The organism is Streptomyces sp. NPDC045678 (genome assembly GCF_056432085.1).
This window is the reverse complement of record NZ_JBWKJS010000014.1, coordinates 1-14,968: the sequence shown is the minus strand read 5'-3', so window position 1 is coordinate 14,968 and position 14,968 is coordinate 1. Positions and strand designations below refer to the sequence as shown.

Below are 14,968 nucleotides of genomic sequence, written 5' to 3'. Positions count from 1 at the left end.
ACGAAAACCTCCTGTTTTCGTTGTCGTTCCGGTCGGGGAGCGCCTAGCCGGCGGCTTCGAACTTATCCATCTCGTCGATGAGACTCTGCGGACGCATGTCCGTCCAGTTCTCCTCGATGTAGTCCAGGCAGGCCTTCCGCGTGTCTTCTCCGAACACGGTCCGCCAGCCGGCCGGGACTTCGGCGAAGGCGGGCCAGAGCGAATGCTGGTTCTCGTCGTTGACGAGAACCAGGAACGTTCCGTTTTCGTCGTCGAACGGGTTCGGCATGACCACTCCGATCAATTTCCGTCGGCAGGACGTGTTTCACGCTAGCCGGGCGGTTCTGGGCCGACAAGGCCGTCCAGAATGCGCGCCGTTCACTGAGGAATTCGCGGGTGCCGACCGGCGAAGAAGCCGGTGATCACAGAATTCACTTCGGCGGGTCGCTCCAGATATCCGTAGTGGCCGCAGCCTGGGATCTCCGTATAGACGCTGCCGGGAATGGACCGCGCGACCTCGCGGGAGAGGTGCGGGCGGATGACGAGGTCGTCCTGGAACCCGATGACCAGACAGCGACTGGTGATGTTCCGGTACGCGCTCAGTCGGTCGGGGACGAGTTGCAGGCCGAACTGCCCGCGCAGGCCCGTCACGTCCACGGCGGACATCTCGAAGACGGCCAGCCAGTCCCGCAGGCGCTCCTCGTCGTTGAGCGTGCGCGGGGAGAGGTTCTGCAGGGCCTGTACGTAGGCGGCGAAGCGGGGCGGGAGTTTGCCGCCGGCGTCGCTGAGTTCCGTGTCGGCCGCGGTCATCGCGGCGGTCAGGGCGTCCGTGCGGCCGCTCGTCGCCATCAGGACGGCCTGGTGGACCAGGTCGGGGCGGGCGAGCAGGAGTTCCTGGACCGCCGTCGCGCCGAGCGAGTAGCCCACGACCCTGCACGCCCCCTCCTCCCCCAGGTGCTCGATGAGGCCCGCGACGTCCGCCGCCATGTCGGCGAGCGTGAACCCCTCGGGGCACGGGTCGCTCGGCGGGATGCCCCGGTTGTCGAGGGTGATCACCCGGTAGCCGGCGACGGTGAGGGCCGGCACCTGGTGCGTCCGCCACATGCGGCCGGGCGCGCCGGTGCCGGTGACCATGACCACCGGCTCCCCGGTGCCGTACTCGTCGTAGCCGAGGCGGGTCCCGTTGATCCGGGCGATCGGCATCGCGGTGTCCCCCTCACCCGGCGCTCGGCGAGGCCGCGGCGAACCGGCCGACCTTGTCGATGACGTCCTGTCCGTAGATGCGCAGGGCCTGTTGGAGTGCGAACTCCGCCATGTACGCGCGGAACGCGTCGGGGGGCTCCTCGGCGAGGTTCAGCATCCGCCGGTTGGTGAGCACGGCGTCGCCGTCAAGCCGCGCGAGGCTCGCCTCGACGGCGGCGTCCATGTCCTCGGGCTCCGCGACCTCGTCGACGAGGAGCCGCGCGTCGGGTTCGGCCGCCCTGATGCGGCGGCCTTCGAGGATGACCTGCCGGGACAGGCGCGGCCCCGCGTACCGGCCGAGCCGGAAGTTGGCGACGCCGGGGATGATCCCCTCCTTCGCCGCGGGAAGGCTGAGGTAGGCGTCGGACGCGGCGAGCACGTGGTCGCAGACCAGCAGGATCTGAGTGCCGCCGCCGATGGCGAACCCGTCGACGGCGGCGACCCACGGCTTCTCCGTATAGGGCGAGTGCCACTGCCCCGGGTGGTCGGTCCGGATGCCGCGGACGAGCTTGTGGAGGTAGCCGAGTTCGCGGCGCAGCAGGAAGCCGGCCAGCGGGATGTCGCCGCAGCTGAGGCTCTTGAGGTTGATGCCGGCGCTGAACACGCGCCTGCCGCGGTAGTGGGGGTGGCGCATCTCGCCGCCCCGCACCAGGCCGACCCGGACGGCCGGGTCGAGCAACGCGAGGTCGACGGCGGTCTCCATGTCGTCGACCTGCCGCACGTCCTCGGCGTTCAGGCAGTCGTCCCTGCACATGGTCAGCCGTGCCACGCCGTCCGTGCCACGCTCGACGCGCACCGACTCCATCTCGACGGCGCCGGTACGCGTGAACTCGTCCAGGAGCGCCAGGGCGCGGGGTGTCGGCCGGAGCATCGCGTCGAGCAGGTGCGGTCCCGCGTACGCCGAGCGGAGCACGGCCCGCAGGAAGATGCCCTGGTCGATCTCGTGCCCCTCCTTGGCCGCCTGCGGCTTGCTGCGTTCGGCGGTGAGCAGCTTCTCGTCGGGCACCAGGGCCGGGAACGCCGCGGCTGCCGCGTCGAGGAGTGCGTCGATACGCGGGGACTCGGCGCGGTCCGCTGTCAGCAGGTCGTACACGGCGTCCGCGTGGGCGTCGAGGAAGGCGGACCGCAGGGTGCGTGCCGCGTCCTTCGCCGTCGCGATCCGGGCACGTTGCTCGGGGCTGCGTCCGGGCGGTTCCGGCAAGGCTGCCGCCAGCTCGTCGACGCGGGCCGGGGCTCCGGACGACGCGGCGAGGCCGGACCAGACGTCCTGTACGGAGTCGCTCCCGGACCCGTGCGCCCACGCCTGTCCATCGGCCCGGCGCGCGGGCCGCTGTCCGCCTGACCCGTGCACGGACCGCTGTCCGGACGGCCGGACCGTGGTCATAAGGTCTCCACCTCCGGTGCCGCGCCCTGGCGCAGTGCCCGGTCGCAGGCGGCGAGGTGCGCGCCGAGCGCGTCCTCGAAGCCGGTGGTCGCGGCGTCGAACATCAGCTGCCGTCGGATCGCGATCTCCTTGCCCGACAGTTCGCCGGCGGGCCCGGCCACGGCGGCCACGGCCGCCGCGGGGTCGTCGGTCAGCTCGTCCACGAGGCCGAGGGCGAGTGCCTCGGTGGCCCCGACCGGACGCCCGAACAGGAGCGCCCTTCGGGTGCGGGCGACCCCGGCGAGCCGGACGAGGCGGTAGCCGGCCATCCCGGGCCAGGTCGCCGTCGCGTCGCGCGGGAGCAGCAGCCGGGTGTCCGGGGCCGCGACGCGGACGTCGGCGGCGAGGAACGCTTCGAGCGCGGTGCCTCCGCAGTCGCCGTGCGCCACGGCGACCGTGGCCACGGGCAGCCGCTCCAGGCGCCGCAGCGCACGCTCCCACTTGGTGACCAGCATGACGTCGAGGCCCCCGGTCCAGCCGTCGTCCGGCACGCCCGTGACGTGGAGGGTCACGACAGGGCCGTGGGCACCTGTGCCTTCCCCGTCCTCGGCCCGGTCGCAGAGGGCGGTGACCGCCTTGACGGTGGTGGCCGACATCGGCTCGGAGCCGTCCAACTCCAGTGCGTGCAGAGGGTGCATGGCTTCTTCCGTCCTCACCATCGGATCAGCGCCGTCTCGATCGTGGAGCCCGGGCCCATCGTCATGAGCACTCCGTACTCGCCGGGCCGTGTGACGTCCTCTTCGAGGAGGCGTTCGTACGAGAACAGGAACGATCCGCTGGACACGTTCCCGTGGTCGCGCAGCACACCGACCGTGTGGCGCACGTCGTGGCGGGTCAGGCCGAGGTTGACCACGACCGCGTCGATGACCTTCTTGCCCCCGGAGTGGACCAGCCAGTGCCGGATGTCGCTCCTGCGCAGACCCGTGCCGGCCAGCAGCCGGTCGACGACCGATTCGGCGTGCGCGCCGACCACGTACGGGATCTGCGGGTCGAGGAAGAAGCTGAACCTGCTCTGGACGCGGTCCCAGTCGTAGCGCATGGCGTCGACCGCTTCGGGGATGACGCAGCTCGCGAACTTCAGGACGGCAGGGGGCTCGGCTCCCGCCGGGGAGAGCGCGGGGTCCTCGCCCGCCAGCAGCGCGACAGCCGCCGCGCCGTCGCCGAACAGGCTGTTCACGACGGCGGTCCGCATCGTCGAGTCGACCGTGTAGGCCGCGGAGCACGCCTCCACGCAGAGCACGACGGCGAGTTCGCCGGGGTGGGCCGTGGCCCAACCGGCCACCACGCCGAGGGCGTTGAGGCCCGCGTTGCAGCCCATGCCGACGATGTCGGTCCTCGAACAGTGGCGGTCGATGGCCAGCTCGCGGATCAGCAGAGCGCTGATGCCGGGCGTGAGCAGGCCCGTTGAGGTCACGCAGCACAGATGGCGGAGGTCCGACAGTTCGGCGCCCGCCTCCTTCAGGCAGGCGCGCAGGGCCTCGCCGCCCATCTCCAGAGCAAGGGCCTTGTGCTTGTCGAGCAGGTCGCCCTGGGACTCGGGGGCGCGGACGCCGTCCGCGTCCTGTGCGGGGAGGGTGAGGTTGCGGCGCTCGATGGCGCTGTTGAGGAAGACGGAGCGCACTTTGGGGTCGGTGATCCCGAAGGCGTCGAGCACTTCCTGCTGCGAATAGGAGGCGGTGGTGACGGCGGTGCCCACTCCGGTGATGCGAGGACGGGTGGCAAGGCTCGTGACGGTCATCGGAAGGTCCACCCCCACATACGTGGTTTGCTGCGCAGATGCCGCGTGCTGCCGGTCACGGTCGGGTCCCTTCTCGTGCGGAGGAGGCTCGCGCGCTCTCGGACTCGATGAACCGCACGAGCCGTGCGACGCCCTCGCTGATCTGAGCGGGCGTCAGATAGCTGGTCGACAGGCGGATGCCGTGCAGGCCACCGCCGCCGGGATGGAAGTACGTCATCGGCGTCCAGATGACGCCGAAGTCCTGCGCCGAGCGGATCAGCGCGGCGTTGTCGGCACGGAACGGCACCCGCACGGTGAGGAAGAAGCCGCCGGTGGGCTCGTTCCACCGCACGCCCAGGGCCTCGCGGCGCTCCGGGGGCAGGTGTGCGTCGAGCTCCCTGAGCGTGGCCCGCATGGCGTCGCCGTAGTATGCGGCCGCCGCGGTGTTGAGCTCCGAGAGCTTGCCGCCCGCCGCGAGGAGCGTGCCCGCCACGGCCGCCTGGCTGAGCGAGGAGGTGTTGACCGTCACCATGCTCTTGATCTTGGCGAGGTCGTCCGCGAGCAGGCCGGTGCGTCCGGACGCGTCGACGACGGGCTGGTCGGCGACGACGAAACCGACGCGGGCGCCGGGGAACACCGTCTTGGAGTAGGAGCCGAGATGGACGACCGTGTGCGCGCGGTCCTGGGACTTGAGGGTCGGCAGCGGCGGGCCCGGGCTGACGAAACGGTACGGGCTGTCCTCGAGGATCAGGATGCCGTGCCGGGCGGCGAGTTCGAGGAGTTCGGCGCGGGCCCGCGGACCCATGGTGGTCCCCGTCGGGTTCGAGTGGTCGGGGACGACGTAGAAAGCGCGGGGCCTGCGTCCGCGGGCCCGTTCGTTCCTGATCGCCGCCTCCAGGTCGGCGCAGGACACGCCGTCCTCCCGCTCCTCCACGGGGGTCACCGCGATGTCGAGGAGGCGGGCCGCGCCGGTGATGCCGACGTAGCAGGGGCTGGAGACGAGGAGCACGTCGTCGGGTCCCGTGATCAGGGCGCGCAGCACGAGGAGCATGGCTTCCTGCGCGCCGACCGTCACCACGATGGACTCGGCCGGTACGTCGATGTTCTCGTCGGCGCGCAGCGAGTCGGCGATGATCTCGCGGATGAGGCCCGCCGTGGGCCCGTACTGGTACATGGCGGTCCGCACCTGCTGCGGTGAACACCCCTGCTCCTCCAGGTGGTTCAGGTACCGGCGCAGGTGGGTGAAGATCTGCTCGCTGTCGAAGAATCCGTCGTAGGGGCGTCCCGGCGCGAAGGAGATCGCTTCCGGGTAGCGGGTGGTGATCTCGTTGAGGAAGGTCATCGTGTCCAGGACCGGGTCGGACACGCTGGCGTGCAGTTCGGCCCTCCGCAACGGACGCGTGGCCGGGGGCGGCGCCGGATCGGCCGGGCGGGGTCCGGTGCGGACCAGGCCGGGGCCGATGTCCGCGACCGTGGCGGTGCCGGTGAACGTCATCGCGTCGGCCAGCTCCCGGACGAGGACGTCGAGGACCTCCGCCACGCCCGCGCGTCCGCCGGCCCGCAGCCCGTGCAGGACGGGGCGTCCCGCGAACACCGCGTCGGCCCCGGCGGCGACCGCCGTCAGCACGTCGGCGCCGCGCCGCACCCCGCCGCTCAGCAGGACGGGGCAGCGTCCCCCGACGGTCTCCGCGATCCCGGGGAGCGCGTCGAGGGAGGTGACGACGACACCGTCGGCGCCGCTGTCCAGGGCGCGCAGCGCGTCGCTCGTGGTGCGCACGTCGGCGACGAGCAGTGGCAGGGTGGTGGCGGCGCGGAGACGGTCCACGTCGGCCCAGTCGGCGCGGGCGTCGAGCAGGGAGCGTACGTCGCTCAGTGGTCCCTGCCGCGTCAGGTTGGCCGGGGCCGCGGCCCTCTTGAGGCGAAGGTCGTCGAGGCCGCCCGGGGCGATGAGCACGGCGCCAAATCCGGCGTCCTCTGCGCGTTCGGTGAGCTGCCGCTCAGCAGCACGGTCCCGGAAGGCGTAGGTGCGCAGCCAGGGCGGGACCTCGGTGGCGGAGCCGAGTTCGGCGAAGGTCCGCTCGGCGAAGGCGCCGACGACGCACGGCAGTTGGGCTGCTCCGGCCGCCGCGACCACGGCGAGTTCGCCGCCGGGCCTCGCGGGGGTGGAGAGCGGCCCGACGATCAGGGGCGCCGACCATGCGCGGCCGAGGACCTTCACGGTGGTGTCGGGCGGCCCGGGGGTTCCCGGCCCGCCCTGGCGCAGTCCCGTGCGCCCGAACGCCTCGCGGTTCGCGGCCGATGCGCCTCCGACGCCCGCGTCTCTGCCTTCTCCTCCACCCGAGCCCGCACGGTGTTCGGGGCTGTCGGCCGTCTGTTCCGGCATGAATGTCTCCCAGGCGTCCGGAAGTTATCGGGAAAGGGTCATCCGTCGCTCAGAGTCACACGGTTCTCGACGGACCAACAACGCGTCCAACCGGCTTATTCGCACACTTGGACAGGCAGGGACAGGCGCGGACACACACGGACACGCGTCAACATGCTCGCCGATGGTCACTGTGGGCGACGGCCGGATCGGGCCGTGTCCGCGAGCAACACTCCATCGAGGTCGCGACCGAGCGCGTCGTCGGGGTCGCGGTCCCCTTCTCGTACGACATCTTCTCGTACGGCATCCCAGCCCCCGGCGTCGAGCACGGCCACGAGCCGGTCGGCGGTGCGCGGCGGAACGGTGAAGCGTACGGCGAAGCCCGACACGGCCGGGTCGCCCGCGGGGCTCACGCTCTCGACACAGGCGTCGTCCGCGGCCGCCCCCGCCTCCGCCGCCGCGGCGAGCAGCCGCGCCAGCTCTCCGGGGCGGTCCGCGACGGCGACCCGCACCCGAGGGCCGCCGGGCGCGGCGCCGGGCCGGGTGTCCGGGATCTCCGCGAGACCGGAGATCCCCCGGTCGAGGAGGTCCACGAGCGTGCGCATGCCGTGGTCGCGCCCGCTGCCGCCGGGCCCGGCGAGCGCGTCGAGCGCCGGTACGAGGCGGGACAGGTCCGTGTGGAGGTCCTTCAGGACGCCTGCGATCGCCGGGGCGTTGGCCTGCAGGATGTCGCCCCAGAGCCGCGAGTCGCCGCCCGCGATCCGGGTGGCGTCGCGCAGGCCCTGTCCGGCGAGGCTCGGCAGGTCGGCCGGGCCCTCGCGCAGCCTCGCGGCCATCAGACTGGCCATCAGATGGGGCACGTGAGAGGTCACGGCCACGGCCGCGTCGTGGTCCTGGCTGCGCATCACCACCGGGACGGCCCCGCACAGGGCGACCAGCTCCAGCGCCCGGTCGAAGGCGTCGTCCGAGGTCAGCCGGGACGGGGTCAGCACCCAGTTGCGCCCGTGGAAGAGGCCGGCGCGGGCGGCGAGCGGGCCCGAGCGCTCCCGGCCCGCGAGTGGGTGCCCGCCGATGTAGCGGTGGGGGCCGGGGGCGCGGCTCAGAGCTGCCCGCTCGGGACCCGCCTTCACCGACGCCACGTCCGTGTAGGTCTCGGCGAGCCCGCGCTCCTGTGCCCCGGCGAGCACGGCGCCCACCTGACTGGGCGGGACGGCGATCACGGCCAGGTCCACCGGTTCCGCGGGGACGTCCGTGACTCCGGCGCCGAGGGCGGCGGCGGTGCGGGCCGCGGCGGGGTCGCGGTCGGCGAGGAACACCGTCACGCCGTGCCCGCTCACCGCCAGGGCGACGGAGGTGCCGATCAGGCCCGTACCGATGACGGCCATGGTGCGCATCACTAGTCATCACCCGTTCGAAAGGCCACCGACCATAAACGGAAAGGCCCGCCGATTTTACGACCGGGATCCCACCCCGTATTCACGCTCCGACCTATTGGACGGCACGCGTCTTGGACACCGGTCGGCCGTCCATTGCGCGCGTGGCCAAATTCGAAAACGGATCGTAGAGTCCAGAAGCTCATTTCTCTCCGGATCTGGAGACACTCATGAGGGATTTACCGGAAGCAGCAGAATCAGCGGAATCACCAGAAGCAGCGGATCCGCTCGCGGATCTCTCCATCGACTACGTGGAGATGTACGTCGAGGACCTGGACGCGGCTGTCGCCCAGTGGACCGACCGGTACGCCTTCACGGTCGTCGGCACCGGCACTTCCGCGGAGCACCGCGGCGTCACCGTGCGGCACGGGCGGATCACGCTCGTCCTGACCCAGGCGACGTCCGAGCTGCATCCCGCCTCCGCCTACGTCATGAGCCACGGGGACGGTGTCGCGGACATCGCGCTGCGCACCGCCGACCCCGATGCCGCCTTCCACGCCGGGCTCGCGCGCGGCGCGACAGCCCACCGTTTCCCGCGGCAGCGCACGGAGGGCGGCCGCGCCGAGCCCGCCGCGTTCCGCGGTTTCGGCGACCTGGTCCACACACTCGTCCGGCGCGGGCCCGACGAGGGCCCGGGACTGCCCGCCGGCCATGTGCCGGTACGGAGCACGGAGCCGGGCGCCGAACCGGCCTCCGCAGTCGGCCTGTTGGAGCTCGACCACGTCGCGGTGTGTCTGCCGGCGGGCGACCTCGACGCGATGGTCGCGTACTACCGCGACGCCCTGGGCTTCCGGTTCGTCTTCGAGGAGCACATCGTCGTGGGCGCGCAGGCCATGGAGTCGAAGGTCGTGCAGAGCCGGTCCGGCACGGTGACCCTGACCCTCATCGAGCCCGACACCTCGGCCGCCACCGGCCAGATCGACGAGTTCCTCAAGGGCCACCAGGGCGCGGGCGTCCAGCACCTGGCGTTCTCCTCGCGGAACGCGGTCGATTCGGTGCGGGCGCTGTCCGGGCGTGGCGTGTCGTTCCTGCGCACTCCGGCGTCGTACTACGACCTCCTCGGGCGGCGCGTGGCGCTCGGCGAGGAGCGGCTGGCCGATCTGCGGTCGACGCACGTGCTCGCGGACGAGGACCACGACGGGCGGCTCTTCCAGATCTTCACCGCCTCGACCCATCCGCGGAAGACACTGTTCTTCGAGGTCATCGAGCGCCAGGGGGCGGCGACCTTCGGCAGCGCGAACATCAAGGCGCTGTACGAGGCCGTGGAGCTGGAGCGGACCAAGCAGCGTGGATTCGACCAGCGGTGACCCGGACGCGACCAGGGGTGCCCCGGACGCGACCGGCGCCGACGCGGACGTGAGCCGCGCAGGCGGGGACGCCGCCGACGCGGATGTGAGCCGCGGTGGCGCGGACGCTGCCGACGCGCCCCGTCCGGACGGCGCCGTGCGGCTCGAAGACCTGCACTGCCTCGCCGACGCCGAACGCGCCGCCGCCACCGTACTGCCCGCCGCCGTCCGCGACTTCGTGGCCGGGGGCAGCGGCGCCGAGGTGACGCTCGACGCGAACCGTGCCGCGCTGGACCGGGTCTTCGTGGTCCCGCGGGTGCTCAGGGACGTGTCGGGGTGCACGACGGGGACCAAGCTGCTCGGGCGCCCGGCCCGGCTGCCCCTCGCACTCGCGCCGGTCGCCTACCAGCGGCTCGTGCACCCCGAGGGGGAGCCGGCCGCCGCCCGGGCCGCCCGGGCCGCGCGGGCGGCCGGGGTGCCGTTCACCGTGAGCACCCTCAGCAGCGTCCCCGTCGAGCGGCTCACGGCGCTCGGCGGGACCGTCTGGTTCCAGCTCTACTGGCTGCGCGAGGCCGAACGCTCCCTCGACCTGGTCCGGCGGGCGGAGGACGCCGGCGCGGAGGCCATCATGCTCACCGTCGACGTGCCGTGGATGGGGCGGCGCCTGCGCGACGTGCGCAACCGGTTCGCGCTTCCGGACCATGTGCGCGCCGCCCACCTGGCGGAAGGACCGTCCGCGGCGCACCTACCGCCGTCCGGTGCCGGTGGCGCGTCCGCGCTGGCCGCGCACACCGAGGCCGTGTTCTCGCCCGCCCTGACGTGGTCGGCGGTGGAAGCGCTGCGGGCCCGCACCCGGCTGCCGCTGGTCCTGAAGGGGATCCTGGCGGCCGAGGACGGGGTGCGCGCCGCCGAGTGCGGGGTGGACGCCGTGGTGGTGTCCAACCACGGCGGCCGACAGCTGGACGGCGCCCTGCCGAGCGTCGACGCGCTGCCGGAGGTGGTGGCCCAGGTGGCCGGAGGCTGCGAGGTCCTGCTGGACAGCGGCATCCGCGGCGGTACGGACGTGCTGCGGGCGCTGGCGCTCGGCGCGTCCGGTGTCCTGGTGGGCAGGCCCCTGCTCTGGGGTCTGGCCGTGGGCGGCGAGGGTGGGGTGCGGCGGATCCTCGACCTGCTGACGGACGAGTTCCGGGACGCTCTGGGGATCTCGGGGTGCGCGGACGCGGCCGCGGCCCGGGAGCTGCGGACGGTACGGCGCGAGGCCTGAAGGGAATTCACGCGTCCACCGCCCATTCGCTTCCGGAGTCGACCGGATCGGGGAATACGGAAATGCCCCCTCCGAAATAGCCGATCGGCGGAAGCGCGACGAGCGGCGGCACGATTGGCAGCGGGCCGAGCGCGCGGCCTAGAATCGTGGGGTTTGCCCCCGAGCCGCGTACGGAGCCCCGCCCATGCACAGCCCTCACGATCCGTTCGTACGTGTCCGGGGTGCCAGGGAGCACAATCTCCAGGGCGTCGACGTGGACATTCCACGCGATGTCCTGGCCGTCTTCACGGGCGTGTCCGGTTCCGGAAAGTCCTCGCTCGCGTTCGGTACGATCTACGCGGAGGCGCAGCGGCGGTACTTCGAGTCCGTCGCCCCGTACGCCCGGCGTCTGATCCACCAGGTGGGTGCGCCGAAGGTCGGCGAGATCACCGGTCTGCCACCCGCGGTCTCGCTCCAGCAGCGCCGCTCGGCGCCGACGTCCCGCTCCTCCGTCGGCACGGTCACCACCCTCTCCAACTCCCTGCGGATGCTCTTCTCGCGCGCGGGCCGCTACCCGGAGGGTGCCGAGCGTCTCGATTCGGACGCCTTCTCGCCCAATACGGCGGCCGGCGCCTGCCCGGAGTGCCACGGTCTGGGCCGCGTGCACCGCACCACCGAGGAGCTGCTCGTCCCCGACGCCTCGCTGTCCATCCGCGACGGCGCCATCGCGGCCTGGCCCGGCGCGTGGCAGGGCAAGAACCTCCGCGACGTGCTCGACGCGCTCGGGTACGACGTGGACCGGCCGTGGCGCGACCTCCCGCAGTCGGAGCGCGACTGGATCCTGTTCACGGACGAGCAGCCGGTCGTGACCGTGCACCCGGTGCGCGAGGCGGGCCGGATCCACCGCCCCTACCAAGGCACGTACATGAGCGCCCGGCGTTATGTCATGAAGACCTTCTCGGACTCCAAGAGCCAGACGCTGCGCGCCAAGGCCGAGCGGTTCCTTGCGAGCGCGCCGTGTCCCGCGTGCGGCGGGAGCAGGCTGCGTCCGGAGGCGATGGCGGTGACGTTCGCGGGCCGCACGATCGCCGAGCTCGCCGCGCTGCCGCTGTCGGAGCTCGCCGACGCCCTGGCCGGGGCGGCGGACGTGTCCGAGACGGCGCGTGTCCTGACCGAGGATCTGCTCGCCCGCATCGCGACCGTCACCGAGCTCGGTCTCGGCTACCTCAGCCCGGACCGCGCCACGCCCACCCTGTCGGCGGGCGAACTGCAGCGCCTGCGCCTGGCGACACAGCTGCGCTCGGGGCTCTTCGGCGTCGTGTACGTCCTGGACGAGCCGTCTGCCGGACTCCATCCGGCCGACACGGAGGCCCTGTTGACGGTCCTCGACCGGCTCAAGGCCGCAGGCAACTCCGTCTTCGTCGTGGAGCACCACCTCGATGTCGTACGGCACGCGGACTGGCTCGTCGACGTCGGGCCGCACGCGGGCGAGCACGGCGGCCGGGTCCTGCACAGCGGCCCGGTCGCGGAGCTCGAAGGCGTCGGCGAGTCCGCGACGGGCCGCTTCCTCTTCGACCGTGCGACTCCGCCCGTCCGTGAGGTACGCACCCCCCAGGGCTGGTTGAAGGTCGGGCCGGTCACCCGCCACAACCTGCGCGGAGTGACGGCGGAGATCCCGCTCGGCGCCTTCACGGCCGTCACGGGCGTGTCGGGTTCGGGCAAGTCCACGCTCGTCGGCGAGATCACCGAGGACCTGCCGGGGGTCGGTCGGCTGGTCTGTGTCGACCAGAAGCCGATCGGGCGCACTCCGCGCTCCAACCTCGCCACCTATACCGGGCTCTTCGACGTCGTGCGGAAGGTGTTCGCCGGCACGGAGACGGCGAAGGAACGTGGTTATGGGGTCGGCCGCTTCTCCTTCAACGTGGCGGGTGGCCGCTGCGAGACCTGCCAGGGCGAGGGTTTCGTCAGCGTCGAGCTGCTCTTCCTGCCCAGCACGTACGCGCCCTGCCCCGACTGCGCGGGCGCCCGCTACAACCCCGAGACGCTCGACGTGACGTACCGGGGAAGGAACATCGCGGAGGTGCTCGACCTGACCGTCGAGGCCGCCGCGGAGTTCTTCGCCGACACCCCGGCCGTCGTACGCAGCCTGCGCACGCTCCTCGACGTCGGCCTCGGCTATCTGCGCCTCGGCCAGCCCGCCACGGAACTCTCGGGCGGCGAAGCCCAACGCATCAAACTGGCAAGCGAGTTGCAGCGAGTCCGGCGCGGCCACACCCTCTACCTCCTGGACGAGCCGACGACCGGCCTGCACCCCGCCGACGTGGAAGTCCTCACCCGCCGTCTGCACGAGCTGGTCGACGGCGGCAACTCCGTGGTCGTCGTCGAGCACGACATGGCGGTGGTCGCGGGCGCGGACTGGGTCATCGACCTCGGTCCGGACGGCGGGGACCGCGGGGGACTCGTGGTGGCGGCGGGCCCACCCGCGGACGTGGCGCGCGTGGAGAGCAGCCGCACCGCGCCGTACCTGGCACGGGCGCTCGCACGGCGCGGCTGATCACGCCCCGCGCGTCCCGCGGGTCACTCGCTCCGGTAGGCGTCCCGCAGCCGTGCCTTGGCCAGCTTGCCGGTGGGGGTGCGCGGCAGGCTGTCGGTGAAATCGACGGAGCGCGGGGCCTTGTAGTGGGCGAGCCGCTCACGGGCGAAGTCGATGAGTTCGCGCTCGAGTTGCGGCCCTGTCTCGACACCCTGCTCGACCTGGACGACCGCCTTGACCACCTCCCCCATCTCGGCGTCGGGCACGCCGACGACCGCGACGTCCGCGACGGCCGGATGCAGCACGAGGACGTCCTCCGCCTCCTGCGGGTACACGTTCACACCACCCGAGATGATCATGAAGGCTTTGCGGTCGGTGAGGAAGAGATAACCGTCGTCGTCGACGTGGCCGATGTCGCCGGTGGTCGTCCAGTTCGCGTGCTCGGGGTGGCGCGCCGCACGGGTTCGGGCCTCGTCGCCGTGGTAGCGGAAGGAGGGTTCTTCGCGCTCGAAGTAGACCGTGCCGGTCTCCCCGGGCGGCAGAACGCGCCCCTCCTCGTCGCAGATCCGCAGCGTCCCGAGGTACCCGTCGCGCCCGACGGAGCCGGGCTTGCGCAGCCACTCCTCGGGCGAGATGAAGGTGATGCCATTGCCCTCGGTCGACGAGTAGTACTCGTACAGGACGGGCCCCCACCACTCCATCATCCGCCGTTTGACCTCGACGGGGCAGGGCGCGGCGGCGTGAATGGCGGTCCTCATCGACGACAGGTCGTAGCGTTCGCGCACTGCGGCGGGCAGCTTCAGGAGGCGGACGAACATCGTGGGCACCCACTGACTGCGCGTCACCCGGTGGCGTTGGACGGCCGCGAGGGCCGCCTCGGCGTCGAAGGACTCCATGAGGACGACGGTGCCGCCGAGCGCGGTCACCACACCGCAGAACCGCAGCGGTGCCGCGTGGTAGATCGGTGCGGGCGAGAGGTAGACGGTGTCCTCGCCGAAGCCGTACATCGTCCGGAAGACGACCGTGTACGTCGTGGGCTGATCTCGCACATCCCCTTCGGGGAGCTTCGGTTCGATGCCTTTGGGGCGGCCGGTGGTCCCGGAGGAGTAGAGCATGTCGGTGCCGAGCGGCTGCTGTTCGGGCGGTACGGCGGAGGCGGCGTCCAGGGCCTTCTCGTACGTTCCGTCGTCGAGTCCGAGCACAAGGGGCGGCCCGCCCGCCAACTCCCGCACCCTCCGTCCCAGTTCGTCGAGTGAACCGGAGACGATGAGAGCGCCGGCACCGCAGTCGCGCACGATGTACGCGGCCTCGTCCGCTCTCAAGTGGTGGTTGACGGCGGTGAGGTAGAGCCCGGACCGCATGGCCGCCCAGTAGACCTCCAGGGCGCGCGGGTCGTTGTCGCAGAGCAGGGCGAGGTGATCGCCCCGGCGCAGACCTGCGGCCCGCAGATGATCCGCGAGCCGCAGGGAGCGATCTTCGAGTTGTCCGTAGCTGAGGGCCCGTGTGCCGTCGGCGGTGACGACGGCCGGCCTGGCGGGGTCGTACGCTCCCGGATACATGGCCTGAAGCTACGCGTCCTGAAGGGGCGCGGGGAACCGCGCGACAAGCCACATCGGGCCCTCGCGTCCCCGCCGGCACAGGCGGCCGCTACCGGCTCTCCTTGCGGGTGGCGCGGAGCCATTCCTTGTTCATGCCGGTGATGGAGAAGAGGGGGATGCCCTTGGGGCAGGCGGTGGCGCATTCGCCGGTG

Annotated in this window: 11 protein-coding genes and 2 pseudogenes; 3 read left to right on the top strand and 10 right to left on the bottom strand. The window is 72.1% G+C overall.

Features of this window, described 5'->3' with window-relative positions; translation table 11 throughout:
• Positions 1-43: 43 nt before the first annotated feature.
• The 8 genes and pseudogenes from AC07DO_RS37175 to AC07DO_RS37140 form a co-directional block, all read right to left on the bottom strand.
• Positions 44-268 carry an MbtH family protein gene (locus AC07DO_RS37175; RefSeq protein WP_479066458.1) on the bottom strand — a complete coding sequence of 75 codons (225 nt, stop codon included), beginning with the start codon at positions 266-268 and terminating at the stop codon, positions 44-46.
• An 89-nt stretch (positions 269-357) separates the two neighbouring features.
• Complete coding sequence (locus tag AC07DO_RS37170) at positions 358-1,182, bottom strand: alpha/beta fold hydrolase (protein ID WP_479066456.1); 825 nt, start codon at positions 1,180-1,182, stop codon at positions 358-360.
• Positions 1,183-1,195: 13 nt separating this feature from the next.
• Positions 1,196-2,605 carry a (3,5-dihydroxyphenyl)acetyl-CoA 1,2-dioxygenase DpgC gene (gene dpgC / locus AC07DO_RS37165; protein WP_479066454.1) on the bottom strand — a complete coding sequence of 470 codons (1,410 nt, stop codon included), beginning with the start codon at positions 2,603-2,605 and terminating at the stop codon, positions 1,196-1,198.
• Entirely contained in the window at positions 2,602-3,282 is a 681-nt protein-coding gene (gene dpgB, locus AC07DO_RS37160) for an enoyl-CoA-hydratase DpgB (protein ID WP_479066452.1), read from the bottom strand. The genes dpgC and dpgB overlap by 4 nt, the downstream gene beginning before the upstream one ends.
• Before the next feature lie 14 nt (positions 3,283-3,296).
• Positions 3,297-4,382, bottom strand: a complete 1,086-nt coding sequence (gene dpgA / locus AC07DO_RS37155; RefSeq protein WP_479066450.1) for a 3,5-dihydroxyphenylacetyl-CoA synthase DpgA — start codon at positions 4,380-4,382, stop codon at positions 3,297-3,299.
• 55 nt (positions 4,383-4,437) lie between these two features.
• Positions 4,438-6,315 carry an aminotransferase class I/II-fold pyridoxal phosphate-dependent enzyme gene (locus AC07DO_RS37150; RefSeq protein ID WP_479066665.1) on the bottom strand — a complete coding sequence of 626 codons (1,878 nt, stop codon included), beginning with the start codon at positions 6,313-6,315 and terminating at the stop codon, positions 4,438-4,440.
• A 3-nt stretch (positions 6,316-6,318) separates the two neighbouring features.
• A pseudogene (locus tag AC07DO_RS37145) lies at positions 6,319-6,744 on the bottom strand (alpha-hydroxy-acid oxidizing protein); the annotation flags it as partial.
• Positions 6,745-6,911: 167 nt separating this feature from the next.
• A complete protein-coding gene (locus AC07DO_RS37140) occupies positions 6,912-8,117 on the bottom strand; it encodes a prephenate dehydrogenase (RefSeq protein WP_479066448.1) in 1,206 nt (401 codons plus the stop codon).
• A gap of 209 nt (positions 8,118-8,326) precedes the next feature.
• Here AC07DO_RS37140 and hppD point away from each other — a divergent pair, with 209 nt between their 5' ends.
• The 3 genes from hppD (at position 8,327) to AC07DO_RS37125 (ending at position 13,239) form a co-directional block, all read left to right on the top strand.
• Positions 8,327-9,463: a 4-hydroxyphenylpyruvate dioxygenase gene (gene hppD, locus AC07DO_RS37135; RefSeq protein ID WP_479066446.1), complete on the top strand. Its 1,137-nt coding sequence runs from the start codon at positions 8,327-8,329 to the stop codon at positions 9,461-9,463.
• An 85-nt stretch (positions 9,464-9,548) separates the two neighbouring features.
• Positions 9,549-10,706 (top strand): alpha-hydroxy acid oxidase, encoded by a 1,158-nt coding sequence (locus AC07DO_RS37130; RefSeq protein WP_479066663.1) that lies wholly within the window; start codon positions 9,549-9,551, stop codon positions 10,704-10,706.
• Positions 10,707-10,890: 184 nt separating this feature from the next.
• Complete coding sequence (locus AC07DO_RS37125; RefSeq protein WP_479066444.1) at positions 10,891-13,239, top strand: ATP-binding cassette domain-containing protein; 2,349 nt, start codon at positions 10,891-10,893, stop codon at positions 13,237-13,239.
• A gap of 23 nt (positions 13,240-13,262) precedes the next feature.
• Here AC07DO_RS37125 and AC07DO_RS37120 read toward each other — a convergent pair whose 3' ends face one another.
• Together AC07DO_RS37120 and AC07DO_RS37115 are read right to left on the bottom strand one after the other, a co-directional pair.
• The gene (locus AC07DO_RS37120) at positions 13,263-14,777 is read right to left on the bottom strand and encodes an acyl-CoA synthetase (protein WP_479066442.1); all 1,515 of its coding nucleotides are present in this window, start codon (positions 14,775-14,777) and stop codon (positions 13,263-13,265) included.
• An 88-nt stretch (positions 14,778-14,865) separates the two neighbouring features.
• Positions 14,866-14,968 (bottom strand): annotated as a pseudogene (locus tag AC07DO_RS37115) (succinate dehydrogenase/fumarate reductase iron-sulfur subunit); the annotation flags it as partial.

Excerpts from the sequence above, each read along its gene's own strand:
- dpgC (WP_479066454.1), bottom strand. The coding sequence starts at position 2,605 with ATGACCACGGTCCGGCCGTCCGGACAGCGGTCCGTGCACGGGTCAGGC.
- dpgA (WP_479066450.1), bottom strand. The coding sequence starts at position 4,382 with ATGACCGTCACGAGCCTTGCCACCCGTCCTCGCATCACCGGAGTGGGC.
- hppD (WP_479066446.1), top strand. The coding sequence starts at position 8,327 with ATGAGGGATTTACCGGAAGCAGCAGAATCAGCGGAATCACCAGAAGCA.
- AC07DO_RS37125 (WP_479066444.1), top strand. The coding sequence starts at position 10,891 with ATGCACAGCCCTCACGATCCGTTCGTACGTGTCCGGGGTGCCAGGGAG.
- AC07DO_RS37140 (WP_479066448.1), bottom strand. The coding sequence starts at position 8,117 with ATGCGCACCATGGCCGTCATCGGTACGGGCCTGATCGGCACCTCCGTC.
- AC07DO_RS37175 (WP_479066458.1), bottom strand. The coding sequence starts at position 268 with ATGCCGAACCCGTTCGACGACGAAAACGGAACGTTCCTGGTTCTCGTC.
- AC07DO_RS37120 (WP_479066442.1), bottom strand. The coding sequence starts at position 14,777 with ATGTATCCGGGAGCGTACGACCCCGCCAGGCCGGCCGTCGTCACCGCC.
- AC07DO_RS37170 (WP_479066456.1), bottom strand. The coding sequence starts at position 1,182 with ATGCCGATCGCCCGGATCAACGGGACCCGCCTCGGCTACGACGAGTAC.
- dpgB (WP_479066452.1), bottom strand. The coding sequence starts at position 3,282 with ATGCACCCTCTGCACGCACTGGAGTTGGACGGCTCCGAGCCGATGTCG.